The organism is Halosimplex halophilum, assembly GCF_004698125.1.
Lineage (GTDB): Archaea > Halobacteriota > Halobacteria > Halobacteriales > Haloarculaceae > Halosimplex > Halosimplex halophilum.
Window position 1 is genome coordinate 635,334 of record NZ_ML214297.1, and the last position, 17,940, is coordinate 653,273.

The 17,940-nt window shown below is 69.9% G+C and carries 22 protein-coding genes; 17 read left to right on the forward strand and 5 right to left on the reverse strand.

Annotated elements, in window-relative coordinates:
* Nucleotides 1–45: 45 nt before the first annotated feature.
* Nucleotides 46–483, reverse strand: a complete 438-nt coding sequence (locus E3328_RS03245) for a DUF1810 domain-containing protein (protein WP_135363185.1) — start codon at nt 481–483, stop codon at nt 46–48.
* Between the two features lie 252 nt (nt 484–735).
* Here E3328_RS03245 and E3328_RS03250 point away from each other — a divergent pair, with 252 nt between their 5' ends.
* The 3 genes from E3328_RS03250 (at nt 736) to E3328_RS03260 (ending at nt 4,741) form a co-directional block, all read left to right on the forward strand.
* Nucleotides 736–1,401, forward strand: coding sequence for a metallophosphoesterase family protein (locus E3328_RS03250; protein ID WP_135363186.1), 666 nt, complete (start codon nt 736–738; stop codon nt 1,399–1,401).
* A 123-nt stretch (nt 1,402–1,524) separates the two neighbouring features.
* A complete protein-coding gene (locus E3328_RS03255) occupies nt 1,525–3,780 on the forward strand; it encodes an NADP-dependent malic enzyme (protein WP_135363187.1) in 2,256 nt (751 codons plus the stop codon).
* Nucleotides 3,781–3,856: 76 nt separating this feature from the next.
* Entirely contained in the window at nt 3,857–4,741 is an 885-nt protein-coding gene (locus E3328_RS03260) for an NAD(P)-dependent oxidoreductase (protein ID WP_135363188.1), read from the forward strand.
* A gap of 18 nt (nt 4,742–4,759) precedes the next feature.
* Here E3328_RS03260 and E3328_RS03265 read toward each other — a convergent pair whose 3' ends face one another.
* The gene (locus E3328_RS03265; RefSeq protein WP_135363189.1) at nt 4,760–5,503 is read right to left on the reverse strand and encodes an RraA family protein; all 744 of its coding nucleotides are present in this window, start codon (nt 5,501–5,503) and stop codon (nt 4,760–4,762) included.
* Between the two features lie 104 nt (nt 5,504–5,607).
* Between E3328_RS03265 and E3328_RS03270 the strand changes: the two genes are divergently transcribed.
* On the forward strand, nt 5,608–6,591 hold the full coding sequence (locus tag E3328_RS03270) for a hydroxyacid dehydrogenase (protein WP_135363190.1): 984 nt from the start codon (nt 5,608–5,610) through the stop codon (nt 6,589–6,591).
* 30 nt (nt 6,592–6,621) lie between these two features.
* Here E3328_RS03270 and E3328_RS03275 read toward each other — a convergent pair whose 3' ends face one another.
* A complete protein-coding gene (locus tag E3328_RS03275; RefSeq protein WP_135363191.1) occupies nt 6,622–7,458 on the reverse strand; it encodes a sugar phosphate isomerase/epimerase family protein in 837 nt (278 codons plus the stop codon).
* A 196-nt stretch (nt 7,459–7,654) separates the two neighbouring features.
* Between E3328_RS03275 and E3328_RS03280 the strand changes: the two genes are divergently transcribed.
* The 5 genes from E3328_RS03280 to E3328_RS03300 all read left to right on the forward strand — a co-directional run bounded on the left by E3328_RS03280 (nt 7,655) and on the right by E3328_RS03300 (nt 11,853).
* The gene (locus E3328_RS03280) at nt 7,655–8,317 is read left to right on the forward strand and encodes a helix-turn-helix domain-containing protein (RefSeq protein WP_135363192.1); all 663 of its coding nucleotides are present in this window, start codon (nt 7,655–7,657) and stop codon (nt 8,315–8,317) included.
* 130 nt (nt 8,318–8,447) lie between these two features.
* Nucleotides 8,448–9,362, forward strand: a complete 915-nt coding sequence (pyrB, locus tag E3328_RS03285) for an aspartate carbamoyltransferase (protein WP_135363193.1) — start codon at nt 8,448–8,450, stop codon at nt 9,360–9,362.
* Entirely contained in the window at nt 9,359–9,820 is a 462-nt protein-coding gene (gene pyrI / locus E3328_RS03290) for an aspartate carbamoyltransferase regulatory subunit (protein WP_135363194.1), read from the forward strand. Before pyrB ends, pyrI begins: the two co-directional genes overlap by 4 nt.
* Before the next feature lie 106 nt (nt 9,821–9,926).
* On the forward strand, nt 9,927–10,766 hold the full coding sequence (locus E3328_RS03295) for a manganese catalase family protein (protein WP_135363195.1): 840 nt from the start codon (nt 9,927–9,929) through the stop codon (nt 10,764–10,766).
* A gap of 259 nt (nt 10,767–11,025) precedes the next feature.
* Nucleotides 11,026–11,853, forward strand: coding sequence for an alpha-amylase family protein (locus E3328_RS03300; RefSeq protein ID WP_135363196.1), 828 nt, complete (start codon nt 11,026–11,028; stop codon nt 11,851–11,853).
* Between the two features lie 61 nt (nt 11,854–11,914).
* Here the strand turns inward: E3328_RS03300 and E3328_RS03305 are convergent, their stop codons facing one another.
* Nucleotides 11,915–12,478 carry an NUDIX hydrolase gene (locus E3328_RS03305; RefSeq protein WP_135363197.1) on the reverse strand — a complete coding sequence of 188 codons (564 nt, stop codon included), beginning with the start codon at nt 12,476–12,478 and terminating at the stop codon, nt 11,915–11,917.
* Between the two features lie 282 nt (nt 12,479–12,760).
* Between E3328_RS03305 and E3328_RS03310 the strand changes: the two genes are divergently transcribed.
* The 8 genes from E3328_RS03310 (at nt 12,761) to E3328_RS03345 (ending at nt 17,432) form a co-directional block, all read left to right on the forward strand.
* Nucleotides 12,761–12,943, forward strand: coding sequence for a DUF1918 domain-containing protein (locus tag E3328_RS03310; RefSeq protein WP_135363198.1), 183 nt, complete (start codon nt 12,761–12,763; stop codon nt 12,941–12,943).
* 8 nt (nt 12,944–12,951) lie between these two features.
* Complete coding sequence (locus E3328_RS03315; protein ID WP_135363199.1) at nt 12,952–13,377, forward strand: RNA-binding protein; 426 nt, start codon at nt 12,952–12,954, stop codon at nt 13,375–13,377.
* A 7-nt stretch (nt 13,378–13,384) separates the two neighbouring features.
* The gene (locus E3328_RS03320; RefSeq protein WP_135363200.1) at nt 13,385–14,179 is read left to right on the forward strand and encodes an RNase P subunit p30 family protein; all 795 of its coding nucleotides are present in this window, start codon (nt 13,385–13,387) and stop codon (nt 14,177–14,179) included.
* A 51-nt stretch (nt 14,180–14,230) separates the two neighbouring features.
* Nucleotides 14,231–14,911 (forward strand): methyltransferase domain-containing protein, encoded by a 681-nt coding sequence (locus E3328_RS03325; protein ID WP_135363201.1) that lies wholly within the window; start codon nt 14,231–14,233, stop codon nt 14,909–14,911.
* Nucleotides 14,908–15,384: an Rpp14/Pop5 family protein gene (locus tag E3328_RS03330; RefSeq protein WP_135363202.1), complete on the forward strand. Its 477-nt coding sequence runs from the start codon at nt 14,908–14,910 to the stop codon at nt 15,382–15,384. Before E3328_RS03325 ends, E3328_RS03330 begins: the two co-directional genes overlap by 4 nt.
* 2 nt (nt 15,385–15,386) lie before the next feature.
* The gene (gene psmA, locus E3328_RS03335; protein ID WP_135363203.1) at nt 15,387–16,154 is read left to right on the forward strand and encodes an archaeal proteasome endopeptidase complex subunit alpha; all 768 of its coding nucleotides are present in this window, start codon (nt 15,387–15,389) and stop codon (nt 16,152–16,154) included.
* Between the two features lie 117 nt (nt 16,155–16,271).
* Nucleotides 16,272–16,997, forward strand: coding sequence for a ribosome assembly factor SBDS (locus tag E3328_RS03340; protein ID WP_135363204.1), 726 nt, complete (start codon nt 16,272–16,274; stop codon nt 16,995–16,997).
* Between the two features lie 195 nt (nt 16,998–17,192).
* Nucleotides 17,193–17,432, forward strand: coding sequence for an HVO_2901 family zinc finger protein (locus E3328_RS03345; protein ID WP_135363205.1), 240 nt, complete (start codon nt 17,193–17,195; stop codon nt 17,430–17,432).
* A 33-nt stretch (nt 17,433–17,465) separates the two neighbouring features.
* Here the strand turns inward: E3328_RS03345 and E3328_RS03350 are convergent, their stop codons facing one another.
* Nucleotides 17,466–17,891, reverse strand: a complete 426-nt coding sequence (locus tag E3328_RS03350; RefSeq protein ID WP_135363206.1) for an SRPBCC family protein — start codon at nt 17,889–17,891, stop codon at nt 17,466–17,468.
* Nucleotides 17,892–17,940: the final 49 nt, after the last annotated feature.

Genomic DNA, 17,940 nt, shown 5'->3' on the forward strand with positions numbered 1-17,940 from the left:
CAGTCGGTATCCCGTTCCCAGTTCCTCCGCCACGTAACCCCTCGTTCAACCGTCGTCGAGCAGTTCGAGCGTCTTCGGGTCGGGGTCGCCGTCGTAGTACCGCTCCAGTGCCGTCTCGAAGGGGCCCGGGTCGTCGGCGACCGTCGCGAACAGCGTCATCGAGGAGCGGAACTTCAGGTCGTCCGGCGACCCGAATATCTCGCTGGCCGTCCGGCCCTCGACGGCGTTGACCAGCTCCGTGCACTCGCGCAGGCGCGGCCCGAGTATCGGATGGTCCAGGTACGCCTCGGCCTCGGCCCGCGAACCGATGGCGTATCGCTGGGCCATCTCGCTGCTCCCGAGTCCCTCCATCTGGGGGAACACGAACCACATCCAGTGGGAGCGCTTGCGACCCGAGCGCAGTTCTTTCTTGACCGCGTCCATGACCGACTCCTGCGCTTCGACGAATCGCCGCAGATCGTGGGGGTCGTCGGGGTTCGTCACGTTTCTCCCCGCTTCTACGGCCTCCGACAAAACGGTTGGTCCCTGATCACGCCCCTGCGGCGGTCGTTTGCTCGGGGTGAAAACGGGGGCGTCACGAGTCGCTTCGTCGTCTCCGACCACCACCTCGGACACGCGAGAATCACCGAGTGTCTCCGAGTAGCCGAGCGACCTTCGAGTAGCGAACGACTGTCCGGGACCGAACCCTCGCGGGACCGGCGGTACATTGACACTCGGCAAGACGGTACGACGGGTATGCGGATCGGCCTCATCTCGGACGTACACGGGAACCGCCCGGCGCTCGAAGCGGTGCTCGCGGATATGCCGGATGTCGAGAAGATCGTCTGTGCGGGGGACGTGGTCGGCTACAACCCCTGGCCGGCCGAGTGCGTGGATCGGGTCCGCGAAGTCGCGGCGGTGACGGTCGAGGGGAACCACGACCGGACCGTCGGGACGCCCGGGCGGTACAGTCACAACGAGCAGGCTCAGCGCGGGCTCGAACACGCGAACGACGAACTCTCCGACGAGCAACTCGCGTGGCTCGACGGCCTGCCGCGGGAGACCGAGATCGGGGACAGTCGGTTCCTGCTGGTCCACGACCACCCGGAAGAGCAGGACCGGTACGTCTGGCCCGCGGATTTCCCGCGGCTTCGACCGTATCTGGACGACTACGAGGGGGTCGTCGTCGGCCACACGCACGTCCAGCACGAGGCCACTATCGACGGGCGGCTCGTCGTCAACCCCGGAAGCGTCGGGCAGCCCCGGGACGGGGACCCGCGAGCGGCGTACGCGGTCCTCGACACGGACGAACCGAGCGTTTCGCTCCGCCGGGTTGAGTACGACATCGATTCAGTGATTACCCGCGTGGAGTCGGCCGGGCTCCCGCCCCGGGTCGGGACGAGACTGCTCGACGGGGAGTAGTCCGGGCGGTCGCCCTGGGTCGAGCCGCGGGGTTCCGTCCCCGGGTCGAGCAGGGTGTCGACCTAATACACCTTCGAGACGGCGACACCCACATCTTTACCGCCCCGCTCGCGTACTCGGGATATGACTCTCGAAGACGACTCCCTGGAGTACCACCGGGCGGACCCGCCCGGCAAGATCGAGATACGGACGACCAAGTCGACGAGCACCCAGCGCGACCTCAGCCTGGCGTACTCGCCGGGCGTCGCCGGTCCCTGCCGGGCCATCGACGAGGACCCCGAAGCCGCGTACGAGTACACCTCGAAGGGCAACCTGGTCGGCGTCGTCTCCGACGGCTCGGCCGTGCTCGGCCTCGGCGACATCGGCCCGCAGGCCTCGAAACCCGTCATGGAGGGGAAGGGCGTCCTGTTCAAGCGCTTCGCGGACATCGACGTGTTCGACATCGAGGTCGACCACACCGAGCCCGACGAGTTCGTCGACGCGGTGGCGGGCATGGAGTCGACCTTCGGCGGGATCAACCTGGAGGACATCGCGGCGCCCAAATGCTTCGTCATCGAGGAGCGGCTGCGCGAGCGGATGGACATCCCCGTGTTCCACGACGACCAGCACGGCACCGCCATCATCTCCGGCGCCGCGCTGCTCAACGCCGCGGAGATCAGCGGGAAAGACCTCGAAACGCTGGAGGTCACCTTCGCCGGGGCGGGCGCGGCGGCCATCGCGACGGCGAAGTTCTACGTCTCGCTGGGGGTCAGGGAGGAGAACATCACGATGGTCGACATCGACGGCATCCTGACGACCGAGCGGGCCGAGGCGGGCGACCTCAACGAGTACAACCGCGAGTTCGCGAGCGACGTGCCCGAGGGCGACCTGGGGGACGCGATGGTCGACGCGGACATGCTCGTCGGGCTCTCGGCGGGCGGGATCGTCGACGCGGAGATGGTCCGGTCGATGGCCGCGGACCCGATCATCTTCGCGATGGCCAACCCCGAGCCGGAGATCGGCTACGAGGAGGCCAAGAGCGCCCGCGAGGACACGGTCATCATGGCGACCGGGCGCTCGGACTACCCCAACCAGGTGAACAACGTGCTCGGGTTCCCGTTCCTGTTCCGCGGCGCGCTCGACGTTCGCGCGACGGAGATCAACGAGGCGATGAAGGTCGCGGCGGCGGAGGCGCTGGCCGACCTGGCGAAGCGGGACGTGCCCGACGCCGTCCGGCGCGCCTACGGCGACCAGCCGCTGCAGTTCGGCCCGGAGTACATCATCCCGAAGCCGCTCGACACGCGCGTGCTCTTCGAGGTCGCACCGGCCGTCGCGGAGGCCGCGATGGAGTCGGGCGCCGCCCGCGAGACGGTCGACCCCGACACCTACGTCGAGCGCCTGGAGGCCCGGCTGGGCAAGTCCCGCGAGATGATGCGGATCGTCCTGAACAAGGCCAAGACCGACCCCCAGCGGGTGGCCCTCGCGGAGGGCGCCAACGAGAAGATCATCAGGGCCGCCCACCAGATGGAGGAGGAAGGAGTCGCCGAGCCCGTCCTCATCGGCAACCGGACGACAGTCGAGCGGAAGGTCGGCGGGCTGAACCTCGACTTCGACCCCGAGGTCGTCGATCCGGGGGCGGGCGAGTACGACGAGTACGTCGACCGGCTCTACGAGCTGCGCCAGCGGAAGGGGATGACCCGCAAGGAGGCGGCGGAGGTCGTCCGCGACGACGACTACTTCGCGTCGGTGATGGTGGAACGCGGCGACGCCGACGCGATGCTGACCGGGCTGACCCATCACTACCCCTCCGCCCTGCGCCCGCCGCTGCAGGTCATCGGCACCGAGGACGGCGTCGACCACGCCGCCGGCGTGTACATGCTATCCTTCGAGAACCGCGTCGTGTTCGTCGCCGACGCGACGGTCAACCAGGACCCCGACGAGGCGACGCTGGCGGAGGTGACCCGCCACGCGGCGGGCGTCGCACGGCGGTTCGACGTGGAGCCGCGGGCGGCGCTTTTGTCGTACTCGGACTTCGGCAGCGTCGACAACGAGGGGACCCGCAAGCCCCGGAACGCGGCGCAGCGGCTCCGCGAGGACCCGACCGTGGATTTCCCGGTCGACGGGGAGATGCAGGCCGACACCGCCGTCGTCGAGGACCTGCTCGTCGGCGACTACGAGTTCGCCGAGATCGACGAGCCGGCGAACGTGCTCGTGCTCCCGAACCTCGAAGCCGGTAATATCGTCTACAAGCTCCTCCAGCGGCTCGGCGGCGCGGAGGCCGTCGGCCCGATGCTCGCCGGGATGGCCGAGCCCGTCCACGTCCTCCAGCGCGACGACGAGGTGAAGGACATCGTCAACCTGGCCGCCGTGGCGACCCTCGACGCGCAGGGGTCCGAGTAGCTGTCACGGCACGGGAGAACCGGACGAGTCGTCGCCGACTCGAACGTTTTTCCGCCCGGTCGCCGTCGGGACGACCATGCCCACAGTCGGAGTCATCGGCGTCGGCTACATCGGGAAGACGTTCCTCGACCGGCTGGCCGACACCGAGTACGACACCGTCGCATACGACGTGGACGAGTCACAGGTCGAAGCGGCGACCGAGCGCGGCGCGAGCCCCGCCGAGAGCCCCGCGGACGCGACGCGCCGGTCGGAGTTCGTCGTCCTCGCGCTCCCCGGGACGCTGGAGGTCGAGGCGGTCATGGAGAGCGACGACGGCGTCCTCGGCGCGCTCTCGGGGGGTCAGACCGTCGTCGACGCGACGACGACCCACCCGGACACCTCTCGCGAGTGCGAGCGGTGGTGCGAGGAGCGCGACGCCGCGTTCGTCGAGGCGCCGATCACCCGCGCGGCGCCCCGCGACGGCGCGCACATGATGGTCGGCGGGACCGACGACGCCTACGAGTCGGCCCGCGAACTGGTCGAAGCCCTCAGCGACGACCACCTCCACGTCGGCCCGGCCGGGAAGGCCACGGTCCTCAAGCTCGCGCTGCAGATGCGCTATGCCGGACAGAACGCACTCGACGCGGAGATCGTCGAGTTCACGCGGGACAACGGGGTCGACCCCGCCCACCTCCGCGACTTCTTCGGCATGGACGTGTGGGAGCACTACCTCAACCGCGAGTTCGCCCAGGACATCGAGGGGCTCGGCGGGCTCGCGATCTGGCACAAGGACATCGGCTACGCGCGCGACGCCGCCCGGGAGAACGGAACCGCGCTCCCGATCAACGCGGCCGTCCACGAGGCGTACAAGGCGACGACCCGCCGGGCCGGCCCGGACGAGGGTCACGCCGCGACGCTGCTGCGGTACTGGGAACTGCTCAACGACGCCGCCGACCGGGAGTTCCAGCCCGCGGAGGACTGAGAGACGCCGTGGGCCCCGTCAGTCCTCGCCGTCGAGCGTAAAATCGGGTTCGAGGCCGGCCTTCTCGTAGAGCTGACGGCGGTACTCCTGGTCGTCGGCCTGCTCGCGGCGGGCGGCGTCGGCGACCGCGCGGGCGTGCTCGCGGGGGACGACCACGACGCCGTCGCCGTCGGCGACGACCACGTCGTCGGTGCGGATCTGCGCGCCGCCGACGTTGACGGGGACGTGCGTGTCGTCGAGTTCGGCGCGGCCGGGGATGATCGTCTTGTTGCGGTCCTTCGCGTAGACGGGCGTCCCCTGTTTGACGATCTCGTCGGTGTCGCGGGGCCCGCCGTTGGTGACGACGCCGACGGCGCCCTCGCCGTCCCAGTCCAGGGAGTTCGCCGACCCGACGATCCCCACGTCCATCTCGTGGGATTCGACGACGACCACGTCGCCCTCCCGGATATCGTCGGGCTCGCCCGAGAGGTCGCCGTACCACTCGTCGCGCCACTCGGTCGTCGTCTCGAAGTCCCGCTCGGACTGGGCGGGCAGGTCCCGGGGCCGCCGGGCGGGGAGGAACCGGATCGTGTTGGCGAAGCCGACGAAGCGGTGGGAGAACTCCTCGAAGTCGCGGTGGAGCGGCTCGATGGACGAGTCGAGCCGGTTCACGTCGTGGAACCCGAGGAAGTCCATCCCGTCGGTCACGTCGGGCACCCGGAGGCCCTCGAAGGCGTCGAGCAGTTCGGCGCGGTCCTCCTCGGAGAGGGGTCGGTCGGCCATGGCCGCGCTTCCGGCCGTCCGCCCATAGTCGCTGGGGTGGCGGTCGGACGTTCCGCGACTCCCGAAGGGTCGGATTTATCCCCAGCGGCGCGGGTATCGGGGGCATGGACATCCTCGTCGCGCTCCCGCCGGGCGACCTCCGCGAGTCGTTCTTCCCGCCGGACCTGCGCGCCCGCCTCGAATCGCTGGGAACCGTCGAGTGGCCCGACGCGTCGCTCTCGGAGGCGGACCTCGTCGACCGGATCGGCGGCGTCGACGTGCTCGTGACCGGCTGGGAGAGCCCGAAAGTGACCGCCGAGGTCGCCGAGGCGGCCGACGACCTCGCGCTCGTCGCGCACACCGGCGGGAGCGTCGCGCCGGTCGTCGCCGAGGCCGTCTACGACGCCGGGATCGCCGTCGCCAGCGCCAACGACGTGATGGCAGACCACACCGCCGAACACACGCTCGCGCTGCTGGTGGGTCACCTGCGGTCGGTCCCGGCGCTCGACCGCGCGGTGGCCGACAGCGAGTGGGTCCCGGAAGACGCGGACATCCGGACGCTCCACGGCGCCGAGGTCGGACTGGTCGGCCTGGGTACGATCGGGCGGAAACTGCTCGACCACCTCGCGCCGTTCGAGCCGGACGTGACGGTCTACGACCCGTACGTCGACCCCGAGGCGCTGTCGGCGTGGCCGTTCGCGTCGCTCGGGGACCTCGACGCCGCGCTGGACTCGTCGGTGGTCTCGATCCACGCCGCCCGGACCGAGGAGACGGTCGGCATGCTCGACGCCGGGCGACTCTCACAGGTCCCGGACGGGGCGCTGCTGGTCAACACCGCCCGGGCCGAGATCGTCGACGAGGACGCGATGCTGGCGGAACTCCGCTCGGGCCGGATCGCGGCGGCGCTAGACGTGTACCACGAGGAACCCCTTCCCGTCGACCACGAGCTCCGGGACCTCGACGGCGTCCTCGCGACGCCGCACGTCGGCGGGTCGCAGATCCGGCCGCCGCTGACGGCGGCGGTCCTCGACGACGTCGAGCGCTGGAAGGACGGGGAGTCGCTCGAACACCGCGTCCCGCGCGAGCAGTGGGCGACGATGACGCGGTGAGCGACCGGGTGTCCGGTCGCGGACTCCGGATCAGACCGAGACGCCGACCTCGTCGGCCACGCTCCGGACGTGGTCGGCCGCCCGTTCGTACGCCTCGGGGCCGTCGAGGTGTTCGAGCATGACCGGCAGGTCGTCGTCGAGATCGTCGAGCGCCCGCAGCAGGGCGCGGTAGTCGAGGTTCCCCTCGCCGGGCGGCACCTCCGAGAGGTGGACGAGCGGCTCGCCCCCCATCGCCACGTCCTTGAGGTGGACACACTGGATCCGCTCGCCCAGTTCGTCGACGAACTCGTCGATGAGGCCCGCGGTGTCGGCGTAGCGGCGCGGCGAGGCGACGAGGTTGACGGGGTCGAAGTGGACGGCAAAGGCGTCGCGGTCGACCGCGTCGAGCAGGCGGCAGTAGCTGTCGACGGAATCGGGCACCGTCGTCGGCATCGCTTCGAGCGTGTAGCTGGCCGAATCGGGATCCGCGGCGTCGATTATCTCCCGAACCGACTCGACGACCAGATCGAAGGTGTCGGCGTCGAAGTTCTCGGGGTGGGGGCCGGCCCACGAGTCCCCGCGGGAGCCGGCGACGTTGACGGCGCAGTTCGCCCCCACGGCGTCGGCCAGTTCGAGGTGGCGTGCGCAGGACGCGACCGCGTCCTCGCGCTCGTCGGGGTCGGGGCTGACGGGGTTCACTCCCCACGCGCCCACCTCGGCGATCTCCACGTCCGCCTCCGCGGCGGCCTCGCGATAGGCGCGGACCGTCTCCGGGTCCGCGTCGGGGTCGACCGGGCAGTAGGCCGCCCCGTAGCCGAGGTCGTCCAGCGCGTCGATCCACTCTCCGGGCGTGTCGTGGTCCGCGAAGACCGGGCCGCCGAGTCGCATGACGACCCGTACCGCGACAGGGGCCAAACCGTTGCCGGAGCGGGCAGTCCAGTCCGGTTGTCGGCCCGGACCGACTCGGACACCGGTCGCCGGGGCCGAACCCCCGAACATCGTTCGGGCGAAGGGACGGGTCGCCGACCGGTTTCCGAACATGTTCGGGAACACTGATAGTCCCCGCGGCTCGTAAGGATCGGATATGCCGCGGGCCACTCTGGAGATCACCGTGCCGGACTCGGTGTGGATCGGCGAATTGTCGCGCGAGTATCCGGACGCACAGTTCGAGATCCTGACGGTCTTCCCGAAGGAGGACGGCGGGGTCGCGCTGGCGGAGATCGCCGCCGACGACATCGAGGCGGTCGTCCTGGCGATGGACGAGTACGACGAGGTGACCAACACGGACTTCCTCCAGCGGACGGCCGACACCGGGCTCGTGCAGTTCGAGACCTCCAACCCCGTCCTCCTGCTCCCGGTGCGCAACGCCGGGACGCCGCTGGAACTGCCCTTTACGGTCGTCGACGGGAGCGTCGAGTGGGAGGTCACGGCCCCGCGGGACCGCCTCTCCACGCTGGGCGACCAGCTCCGGCAGTTCGGCATCGAGTTCGAGGTCATGGCCGTCCGCCAGGAGATGGAGACCGAGCAGCTGCTGACGCCGAAACAGCTCCGGCTCGTCCAGACGGCCGTCGAGGAGGGGTACTACGACACGCCGCGGGAGTGTACGCTCACCGAGCTCGCCGACGAGGCCGACATCGCCAAGTCGACCTGCAGCGAGACGCTCCACCGCGCCGAGGAGAAGATCGTCAAGGAGTTCGTCGACGAGACCGACCAGACCGACGAGCGGGCGCCCGCGATGCGCGCCTGACCGGTCCGTCGCGGGCCCGGGAGGTCCAAGAGCCGATCCGAGCGTCCGCCGAGGCCCCGGCGGAGGGTCCGCCGAGGCGCCCGACCCCGTGTCGGGAGTTTCAAGACAGTCGAGGGCCCGACTCTACTCGATGCGTCACGACCACATTATCAGTGCGAAACAACTCTCGCGGGCGGACATCGAGGCGGTGTTGGACCGGGCGGCGGAGGTGGCCGCCGACCCCGAGTCGTTCGCCGACCGCCACGAGAACGCCCTGCTCGGGCTCTGTTTCTTCGAGCCGAGCACGCGGACGAAGATGAGCTTCACCGCGGCGATAAAGCGGCTGGGCGGCGACGTGGTGGACATGGGCACCGTCGAGTCCTCCAGCGTCAAGAAGGGCGAGAGCCTCGCGGACACGGTCCGGGTGGTCGAGGGCTACGCCGACGCCCTGGTGTTGCGCCACCCCAGCGAGGGGTCGGCCCAGATGGCCAGCGAGTTCGTCGACGTGCCGCTGATCAACGCCGGCGACGGCGCCGGCCAGCACCCCACACAGACCCTGCTCGACCTCTACACGATCCGCGAGTCGGCGGGTTTCGACGACCTGACGGTCGGGATCATGGGCGACCTGAAGTACGGTCGCACCGTGCACTCGCTGGCCCACGCGCTGACGAACTTCGACGCCGACCAGCACTTCATCAGCCCGGAGAGCCTCCAGCTCCCCCGGAGCGTCCGCTACGACCTCCACGAGGAGGGCGCGTCGATCCGCGAGCACACCGAGCTCGAACCGGTCCTGCCGGAACTCGACGTGCTGTACGTCACCCGGATCCAGGCCGAGCGGTTCCCCGACGAGAGCGAGTACCGCGCGGTCGCCGGCGAGTACCAGATCGACGCAGAGACGCTGGAGGCGGCCCGCGACGACCTGACGGTCATGCACCCGCTGCCCCGCGTCGACGAGATCGCCCACGAGATCGACGACACCGACTACGCCCACTACTTCCAGCAGGCCCACAACGGCGTCCCCGTCAGGATGGCGCTGCTGGACCTGCTGCTCGGAGGTGACGAATGAGCGACCGCGAACTCCGCGTCTCGAAGATCCGCAACGGCACCGTCGTCGACCACATCACCGCCGGCCAGGCGCTGAACGTGCTGGCCATCCTCGGCATCGACGCCGACAGCGGCGAGACGGTCAGCGTCGGCATGCGCGTCCCCAGCGACCGCCTCGGCAGCAAGGACATCGTCAAGGTCGAGGGCCGCGAGCTGAGCCAGGACGAGGTGGACGTGCTCTCGCTGATCGCCCCCGCGGCGACGATCAACATCGTCCGCGAGTTCGACGTGGTCGAGAAACACCGCGTCGAGCGTCCCGAGGAGGTCGTCGGCGTCCTCTCCTGTCCCAACCGCCACTGCATCACCACCGAGGACGAGCCCGTCCAGTCCCGGTTCGACGTGCTCGACGACGGGATCCGCTGTACCTACTGCGACACCATCGTCCGCGACTCCATCGCCGAGCAGATCGACGTGGCCTGAGCGTCTTTCGTCACGAGACGGTGGGTACCGGCGATTCTCGGCTGCTTGCCATCGACGGGAGTCGACCTATTGACAGCCCCTCCGAGTGGCCGGTGGAGGCGTTCCAGTGTTCTACCACGACGACAAACTCCAGTACCCGGTCGAAGTCGAAGAGCCCGACCCGGCGTTCGCGAAGATGCTGCAGGAGGCCATCGGCGGCGTCGAGGGCGAGATGCGCGTCTGCCTGCAGTACATGTTCCAGGCGTTCGGCGTGCCGGACGAACACGCCGAGTACCGCAAGCTCCTCATGGAGACGGCCGTCGAGGAGATCGGCCACATCGAGATGCTCGCGACCGCGGTCGCGAAGAACCTCGAAGGCGCGCCGACGGAACTGCGCGAGGAGATGCAAAACGACGGCGCGGTCAACGCCGCGATGTCCGGCATGATGCCCCGCCAGTACCTCTCGGCGGGGATGAACGCGATGCCGGTCGACGCGAACGGCAACCCGTTCAACGCCAGCTACGTGGTCGCGAGCGGCAACCTCGCGGCGGACATGTACGCCAACGTCATGGCCGAGTCGACCGGGCGGCTGCTCGCGGCGCGGCTCTGGGAGATGACCGACGACCCGGGGATGAAGGACATGCTGTCGTACCTGGTCGCCCGCGACGCGATGCACCAGAACCAGTGGCTGAAGGCGCTGCACTCGCTGGGCGACCCCGAAGACCCCTTCGACCACCTGCCGATCCCCAACACCTTCCCCGAGGAGGAGATGCCCGACGAGTTCGACTACTCCTTTATGTCCACCACCCGCGACGGCGAGGAGTACGAGGCGCCGTGGACGCAGGGCCCCTCCGTCGACGGCAAGGAGGACTTCTCGTTCGTCTGGGAGGGCGACATGGAGGGCGCGATGCGGGACATCTCCGCGGCCGACCCCGACACCCACAACGAGGTGGCCGGCGACGACTGAGCGGTCGCTCCTGGTGCGAGCGCCCGGCGACCGGGCGCCCGGTCGTTTCGCACCAGAAACACTTTAACCGGTTGCCACGAACGTTCGTTCGATGTCGAAGAAATCACTGCTCGTGCTGGTCGCCCTGGTCGCAGTCGCCGTCGCCTACAAGACGGCGCTCGGCGAGTAAGGGGGTACCAGGGCGCGACCGCCCCGGCGAGGCATCGCTCTCCGACCGCCTTTTCGAACGACTTACACCGCGCGCTCCCGACCCACGGGTATGTACGGCGTCGTCACGCGCAACGAGCCCGAGCTGGAGTGGGCGGAGTTCGACCGCGCCTTCTACGAGGTCAAGGACGTGACCGGCCGCGCGGCCGAGCCCGTCGACAACGGCGTCAACATGGTCTCCTGTTTCGGCGACAACAAGGCCGCCGCCGACAACCCCGACCTGGTCCCCGTCAGCGACGAGGGCGAACAGGCGACCCGCGAGCGCCCGTACTTCGACTGGGCGTACGTCTGTCCCACCCACGAGCGCTACCGCGAGGGCCTGCTGGAGATAATCGAAGACGCAGCCGAGGCGAACGAGGACGTGCGCCTCGACGACGTGGGTTTCCCCCGCGAGGAGTACTGTCACTGCGACCGCTGCGAGGAGACCTTCGCGGCCAGCGAGTTCGACGACTGGCGCGCCTGGCGGGCGTCGGTCATCACCGAGTTCGTCGCCGAGGCCCGCGAGCGCGTCCCCGGCGACCTGTATCTCACGCTCTACCCCGACCCCTACCCGGGACACATCTACGACCGCGCGGGACTCGACGTGGACGAACTCGCCGAGTACGTCGACGAGTTCGTCGTCCCGCTGTACGACATGGCCTACTCGACGACCTACTGGCTGGAGATCCTCGCGAAGGGGTTCGTCGACGAACTCGACTCGCCGTTCTCGATCGAGCTCTACGCGGTCGAGGTCGACATCGACGACCTCGTCCACGCGACGGAGGTCGCCGAGGAGTACGCCGAGTCGGTGCTGTTCGGCTACGACGCCAGCAACGCCCGCGCGACGGTCCGGCGGATGCGTGCCGACGCCCGCGACGGCGAGCAGTTCGGCCCGGAGTAGCGGCGACTCTCTCTCGGCTCGGCGGTCCAGCCCGCCGCCACCGACCCGACGTGGCGACCGCTCACTCGCCGAACCGTTTCTGGCGCCACTCGCGGAGGACCGACCGATCCCGGGTGTTTTCGGGCAGTTCGTCGAACCAGCGAGCGTCGGTGATCTCGCCGTCGGGGTCGGCGACTTCGGGGTCGGTCGACTCGGCCTCGCCCTCGAAGATGGGGAGGACGCCCCACGTCTCGTGGCCGTCGCCGCGGAAGCGGACCTCGCCGAGGACCCCGAGACCGTCGTAGGACACGTCGATTCCCGCCTCCTCGCCGAGCTCCCGGCGGGCGCCCTCGCGGACGGACTCGTCGGGTTCGACCTCGCCGCCGGGGAGGACCCAGGTGTCGATGGCCGCCTGCTTGACGAGCAGGAGTTCGCCCGAGGGGCGGTAGGCGAGCGTGTGCGCGCCGTAGGGGAGCCCCTGGGCCTCGATGCGCTCGGCGACGGTCCGGAAGCGCTCCCGGGAGACCGTCCGGGTGGTCCGGAATTCGACGAAGTCGTCGTACTCGTCGGCGAAGCGGTGGTACACCTGTTCGGCTGCCTGGCGGGCCTCGGTGGCGAGGTACCAGAGGTTGTCGACGGCCGTCATCGCGGCGGTGTCGGCGGGCGGGGTCCGCTCGGCAAACGCTTCCGCCGGCCTGCGCGCGTTCGCTCGGTCATGGCCACACGTTCGCGGGTCACCGGCATAAGTTTTCGACCTCCTGGCCAGTTGCCCCGGGCTACCCCGGTGGGGTATCGGTGGAGTATCGAGGGTGCCGAGGGGCGACGGGGAGCCCGCGAGCGGACGACCGCGGCCGCCGGCGAGGGCCCCGAGCGCCCTCGCGTGGGACGGATCAATCCCTTTTTGACGGGCGGTCGAGTATCGCCGCCCATGGCATTCGAAGAGGACGACCGCGTCATCCTCCACGACGAGCACAGCGAGTACGACGGGCAAGAAGGCACGATCACGCAGGTCGTCGAGACGATGTTCGGCGACGAGAACTACACGGTCTCCTTCGAGGACGGCCAGGAAGCGGGCGTCTCCGAGGACAGCCTCGAAGCCGCCGAGGAGTAAGCCGCCCGATGCCCTCCGTCCCGCTGCACTACGTCGACCTGCGCGCGTTCTGCTACGTCACCGAGGACGAGGAGCGCGTCGAGTCGGCGCTGCGGACCTTCCTCCCGGAGGACTTCGAGGTCGAGCGGGCGGTCTCGGAGGGCCACCACGGCGACCGCATCGTCGTCCTCTCGGCACGGGTCGAGCGCGCCGACGAGATCCGCCACGTCCTCGACGCGCTCGGCGACCTCGGCGACCTCGACGCCGTCGTCGACGAGCTCGACGAGCGGGTCGACGACAACTGCGCCTTCTACCTGACGCTGGACAAGCAGGCGGCGTTCCGCGGCGAAATCGAGCGCGGCGACGGCATCACCTTCCGCTCGAAGGTCGAGGCCTACCCCGCCAAAAAGCCCAAGGCCGTCGAGAACGCCCGCGAGGTCTTCGAGGCGCTCTGAGCGCGCGATGAGCGACACGGATCGAAGGGCGGACGACTCGGCCTTCGAGGCCGTCCACGCCCATTCCGACGGCGAGGCGACCGTCGCCCGCCACGCGCTGACCGCCGCCGAGTACGGCTTCGACGGGGTCGTCGTCCGCAACCACGGCGACGCTCCCGCCGAGTTCGACGCCGAGGAGATCGCCGACCAGTACGGCGTCGAGGTGGTCGAGGGCGTCGAGATCCGGGCCGAGGACCCCTCGCGGGCGAGCGGATTCGTCGGCAACCACCGCCGGTCGAAGACGGTGGTGGCGGTCCACGGCGGGACGCCCGCGATCAACCGCTTCGCCGTCGAGCAGCCGGCCGTCGACGTGCTCGCCCACCCGATGGTCGGCGACGGCGACGTGAACCACGTCCTCGCGAAGGCAGCCGCCGAGAACGGCGTCCGCTTCGAGTTCTCCTTCCGGCGGGTGCTGCGGGCCGACGGCGGCCGACGGGTCCAGGCGATCCGGGACCTGCGCAAACTCCGGGAGATCGTCGAGGCCTGCGACGCCCCCTACGTCGTCAGCGCCGACCCGCGCAGTCACCTGCAGCTCCGGGCGCCCCGCGAACTCGCCGCGGTCGGCGAGGTGCTCGGGTTCGACGCCCAGCAGGTGCGGGCGGGGCTCGCCGAGTGGGGCCGGATCGCCGACCGCAACCGCCGGCTGACGAGCGACGCGTTCGTCGAACCCGGTGTCTACCGGGTGTCCACGGACGACGACAGCGACGAGGCGATGCCGCTCGACGGCGACGGGGAGGCGTCGCCCGATAGCGACGACCGGTAGCCTCCCGCCGGGAGCGAGGCGTTCTTGCCCCCGCGGGGCGAACGCGGTGGTATGAAACGCTCCATCGACGAGCACGCCGCCCGCTTCGACGAGAAGGCCGGCGAGTACGACGACTCGAAGAGCGACGAGTACCGCGCCTGCGCGTCGCTGGTCGTCGAGCACGCCAACCCCCGCCCGGGCGACACCGTCCTCGACCTGGGGACCGGAACGGGTGCGATCGCCCTCCCGCTGGCCGAGGAGGCCGAGCGGGTGATCGGCCGCGACATCAGCGAGGGAATGCTCGACGAGGCCCGCTCGAAGGCCGACGACCGCGGGCTCTCCAACGTCGAGTTCGGCGAGGGGCGGTTCCGCGAGCCCGCCGTCCCCGACGACGCCGACGTGGACGTGGTGACGACGAACTTCGCGATGCACCACCTCTCGGACGGGGAGAAACGGGAGGCCATCGAGGTGATCACCGACCTCGGACCGCGGCGGATCGTCCTGGGCGACGTGATGTTCTTCGACGGCCCCGACCCCGAGGAGCCGTTCTACAGCCCCGAGGTCGACGACCCGGCGACGGTGGGCGCGCTCGCGGACGCGTTCACGGACGCCGACTACCCGGTGACGGCGGTCGAGCGGGTCCACGACCAGGTGGGCGTGCTCGTCGCCCAGCGCGTGGTACCCCTGGGCGGCCGGAGAGGGACGGGACCGTCGGAAGCCGAGCGGGCGTCGGAGGCGGGTGAGGAGTCGTGAAACACCTCCCGAAACACCTGCAGCCGCGGTGGCGCTACCTGGCGGTCGGGCTGGAGGGGTGGCCCGACGCGGAGATCGGTCGGCGGGCGTTCCAGCGGGAGCTGTGGTTCGCGGCGCAGAACCTCGTGGGCGACGCCGGGAGCGCCGAGGCGGACCTGTCGGTGGTCCGGTTCGGCTTCGAGGCGGGAGCGGGCCACGCCATCGTACGGGCGCGGCGGGGGGAGGTCGACCGCGCGCGGGCAGTGCTGGCCTGTCTGGACGGGGTCGACGGGGCGGAGGTGGGCGTCCGCGTGCGGGGGGTTAGCGGCACGGTGCGGGCCTGTGAAGAAAAGTATATACGGAGCCCGCCGGAACCAACGGACCAGAGAAACGTCGTCTTCGAGAACGCCGAGCGGCGTGCCGTCGGTCGCGGCGGCCGAATCGACGTGCGGGCCGACGACGCGTTCGTCGGGGCGACCGAACTCGATCTATAAATATGCAGGGACAATCGCAACAGCAGGCGTACGACCGAGGGATCACGATCTTCTCGCCGGACGGTCGGCTCTACCAGGTCGAGTACGCCCGCGAAGCCGTCAAGCGCGGCACGGCGAGTATCGGCGTCCGAACAGCTGACGGGGTCGTGCTGGCGGTGGACAAGCGCATCCGCTCGCCGCTGATGGAGCGCTCCAGCGTCGAGAAGATCCACAAGGCCGACGACCACATCGGCATCGCCAGCGCGGGCCACGTCGCCGACGCGCGCCAGCTCATCGACTTCGCCCGCCGCCAGGCGCAGGTCAACCAGCTGCGCTACGGCGAGCCCATCGGCGTCGAGACGCTCACCAAGGCCGTCACCGACCACATCCAGCAGTACACCCAGGTCGGCGGCGCGCGCCCGTTCGGCGTCGCGCTCATCATCGGCGGCATCGCCAACGGCGAGCCCCGCCTCTACGAGACCGACCCGTCGGGGACGCCCTACGAGTGGAAGGCGCTGGCCGTCGGCGCCGACCGCGGGGACATCCGGGAGTACCTGGAGGACAACTACGACGAGGAGATGGACCTCGACGGCGGCGTCGGCCTCGCCCTGGAGGCGCTCGCGTCGGTCAACGACGGCGAGCTCTCCCCGGAGGGCATCGGCATCGCCACCATCAGCGTCGACGACGAGACGTTCACCGAGATGAGCGACGCCGAGAAGGAATCGCACCTCGACGAGCTCGACCTGCTTGCCGTCGAGGACGAGGACGACGAGGCGGACAGCGAGGAGTAACACGGTTCGCGGTCGGCGCCCGTTCCCGGGCTCGGCCGGGCGGCCCGCCGCCGCGGGGTCGCCAGCGCGGAGTCGGGCCCCACACACCTTTTTACCCACACGGTGTTACCTCCGGGTATGATATCGCTCGACGAGGCCGTGACGGCGCGTCTGGAGTCCCACGGCGAGCGCTTCGAAGTGCTCGTCGAACCCGACGCCGCCCTCGCCATGAAGCGCGGCGAGTTCGACGGGGACCTGGAGGACGTGATCGCCGCCGAGGACGTCTTCGAGAACGCCTCCCGCGGGGACCGCCCGCCGGAGAACGCGCTCGAGGAGGTGTTCGGCACCACCGACCCGCTGGAGATCATCCCCGAGGTCGTCGAACGCGGGGAGATCCAGATCACCGCCGAGCAGCGCAAGGAGATGCAGGAGCGCAAGCACAAGGAGCTGGTCAACCGCATCACGCGCAACGCGGTCAACCCGCAGATGGACGACGCGCCCCACCCGCCCGACCGCATCGAGAGCGCCCTGGAGGAGGCCGACTTCAAGGTCGACCCGATGGAGCCCGTCGAACAGCAGGTCGACGAGGCGCTCGACGCGCTGCGGCCGGTGATCCCAATCCGCTTCGACACCGTGAAGGTCGCCGCCCAGTTGCCGCCGGACTACGCCGGCAGCGGCCAGGCGCAGATCCGCGAGTTCGGCGACCTCGAACGCGAGGAGTGGCAGCCCGACGGCTCCTGGGTCGGCGTCGTCGAGTTCCCCGCCGGGATGCAAAACGAGTTCTACGACCTCGTCAACGAGGTCTCCAGCGGCGAGGCCGAGACCCGCATCCTCAAAGACGAGGACGACATCGACACCCGGTAACCTCCCTCCCCCGCTCGCGACCGCAGTTCGTGCCGCCGGTGTGGACCGCCGGACGGCGCCGGTTCTGGAGAGTTGATCACCCCGGTTGTCCGAGGTTACCGGCCGCCGTCCCGCGGTTCGCGCCATCGCGCGAGCGGTTCCCGCGGACGTGAACGTTCCGGTGTTGATATATGGAGCGATCCCGAACTTCCGATCATGACCCACGTCTGCCGCAACTGCAAACGCACGTTCAGTACAGAGCTCGAACTCGAACTCCACCGGGACACGTGCTCGCAGGGCGACCTCTTTTGCGACGAGTGCGGCGAGCGGTTCGCGGAGCGAACGGCCACCGAGGACGGCTGGCACTATCGATGCCCCAGCGACGACTGCGACGGCGAGGGCATGGGCGAGGACATCCACAAAGTGACCGACGTACGCCTCGAGAAGTCGGTCTGACGACGACCCCGGTCACACTGTTCGCGAACTGTCCTACCGCTTCGATAGCTCGTCGCGCTCGGCGAGCGACGCGATCCGGTCGAGCGCCCGGCGGCAGACGACGGCGTACCCGCCCGCGAGCAGCGGGATCTCGAAGGCGACCCGCGAGCGGTCGTCGCCCAGCGGCGTGACCGCGTGACCGGTCGCCGGGATCTTCGCGACGCGCCACGTCCAGCGGTAGTCCGCACACGTCTCGACCTCGAAGGGGACCCACGGGCCGCCGGCGACCTGTACCTCCCCCCTCGACCCGGGTTCGATGTAGCGGTCCCGGGACCGGACGGCCGTGACGCTCGGGCCCCACTCGGGCCACCGCTCGGTGTCGGTCAGGACCGTCCAGGCGGCCCCGGCGTCCGCGCCGACGACGCGGTCCACGACCAGCCGCCGTCCGTCGGGCGTTCGCTCGATCCGCGGCAGTGCCATGTGTGCCCGTTGGGGCCGCCCGGTCTTGGGTGTCGGGGTGGAAGTGTCG

Bases quoted from the DNA above. Each gene is read 5' to 3' on its own strand.
- E3328_RS03350 (WP_135363206.1), bottom strand. From the start codon at position 17,891: ATGGCACTGCCGCGGATCGAGCGAACGCCCGACGGACGGCGGCTGGTC.
- E3328_RS03280 (WP_135363192.1), top strand. From the start codon at position 7,655: ATGCCGCGGGCCACTCTGGAGATCACCGTGCCGGACTCGGTGTGGATC.
- E3328_RS03305 (WP_135363197.1), bottom strand. From the start codon at position 12,478: ATGACGGCCGTCGACAACCTCTGGTACCTCGCCACCGAGGCCCGCCAG.
- E3328_RS03250 (WP_135363186.1), top strand. From the start codon at position 736: ATGCGGATCGGCCTCATCTCGGACGTACACGGGAACCGCCCGGCGCTC.
- E3328_RS03300 (WP_135363196.1), top strand. From the start codon at position 11,026: ATGTACGGCGTCGTCACGCGCAACGAGCCCGAGCTGGAGTGGGCGGAG.
- psmA (WP_135363203.1), top strand. From the start codon at position 15,387: ATGCAGGGACAATCGCAACAGCAGGCGTACGACCGAGGGATCACGATC.
- E3328_RS03345 (WP_135363205.1), top strand. From the start codon at position 17,193: ATGACCCACGTCTGCCGCAACTGCAAACGCACGTTCAGTACAGAGCTC.
- E3328_RS03265 (WP_135363189.1), bottom strand. From the start codon at position 5,503: ATGGCCGACCGACCCCTCTCCGAGGAGGACCGCGCCGAACTGCTCGAC.
- E3328_RS03255 (WP_135363187.1), top strand. From the start codon at position 1,525: ATGACTCTCGAAGACGACTCCCTGGAGTACCACCGGGCGGACCCGCCC.
- E3328_RS03310 (WP_135363198.1), top strand. From the start codon at position 12,761: ATGGCATTCGAAGAGGACGACCGCGTCATCCTCCACGACGAGCACAGC.
- pyrI (WP_135363194.1), top strand. From the start codon at position 9,359: ATGAGCGACCGCGAACTCCGCGTCTCGAAGATCCGCAACGGCACCGTC.
- pyrB (WP_135363193.1), top strand. From the start codon at position 8,448: ATGCGTCACGACCACATTATCAGTGCGAAACAACTCTCGCGGGCGGAC.
- E3328_RS03325 (WP_135363201.1), top strand. From the start codon at position 14,231: ATGAAACGCTCCATCGACGAGCACGCCGCCCGCTTCGACGAGAAGGCC.
- E3328_RS03260 (WP_135363188.1), top strand. From the start codon at position 3,857: ATGCCCACAGTCGGAGTCATCGGCGTCGGCTACATCGGGAAGACGTTC.
- E3328_RS03320 (WP_135363200.1), top strand. From the start codon at position 13,385: ATGAGCGACACGGATCGAAGGGCGGACGACTCGGCCTTCGAGGCCGTC.
- E3328_RS03270 (WP_135363190.1), top strand. From the start codon at position 5,608: ATGGACATCCTCGTCGCGCTCCCGCCGGGCGACCTCCGCGAGTCGTTC.
- E3328_RS03315 (WP_135363199.1), top strand. From the start codon at position 12,952: ATGCCCTCCGTCCCGCTGCACTACGTCGACCTGCGCGCGTTCTGCTAC.
- E3328_RS03275 (WP_135363191.1), bottom strand. From the start codon at position 7,458: ATGCGACTCGGCGGCCCGGTCTTCGCGGACCACGACACGCCCGGAGAG.
- E3328_RS03340 (WP_135363204.1), top strand. From the start codon at position 16,272: ATGATATCGCTCGACGAGGCCGTGACGGCGCGTCTGGAGTCCCACGGC.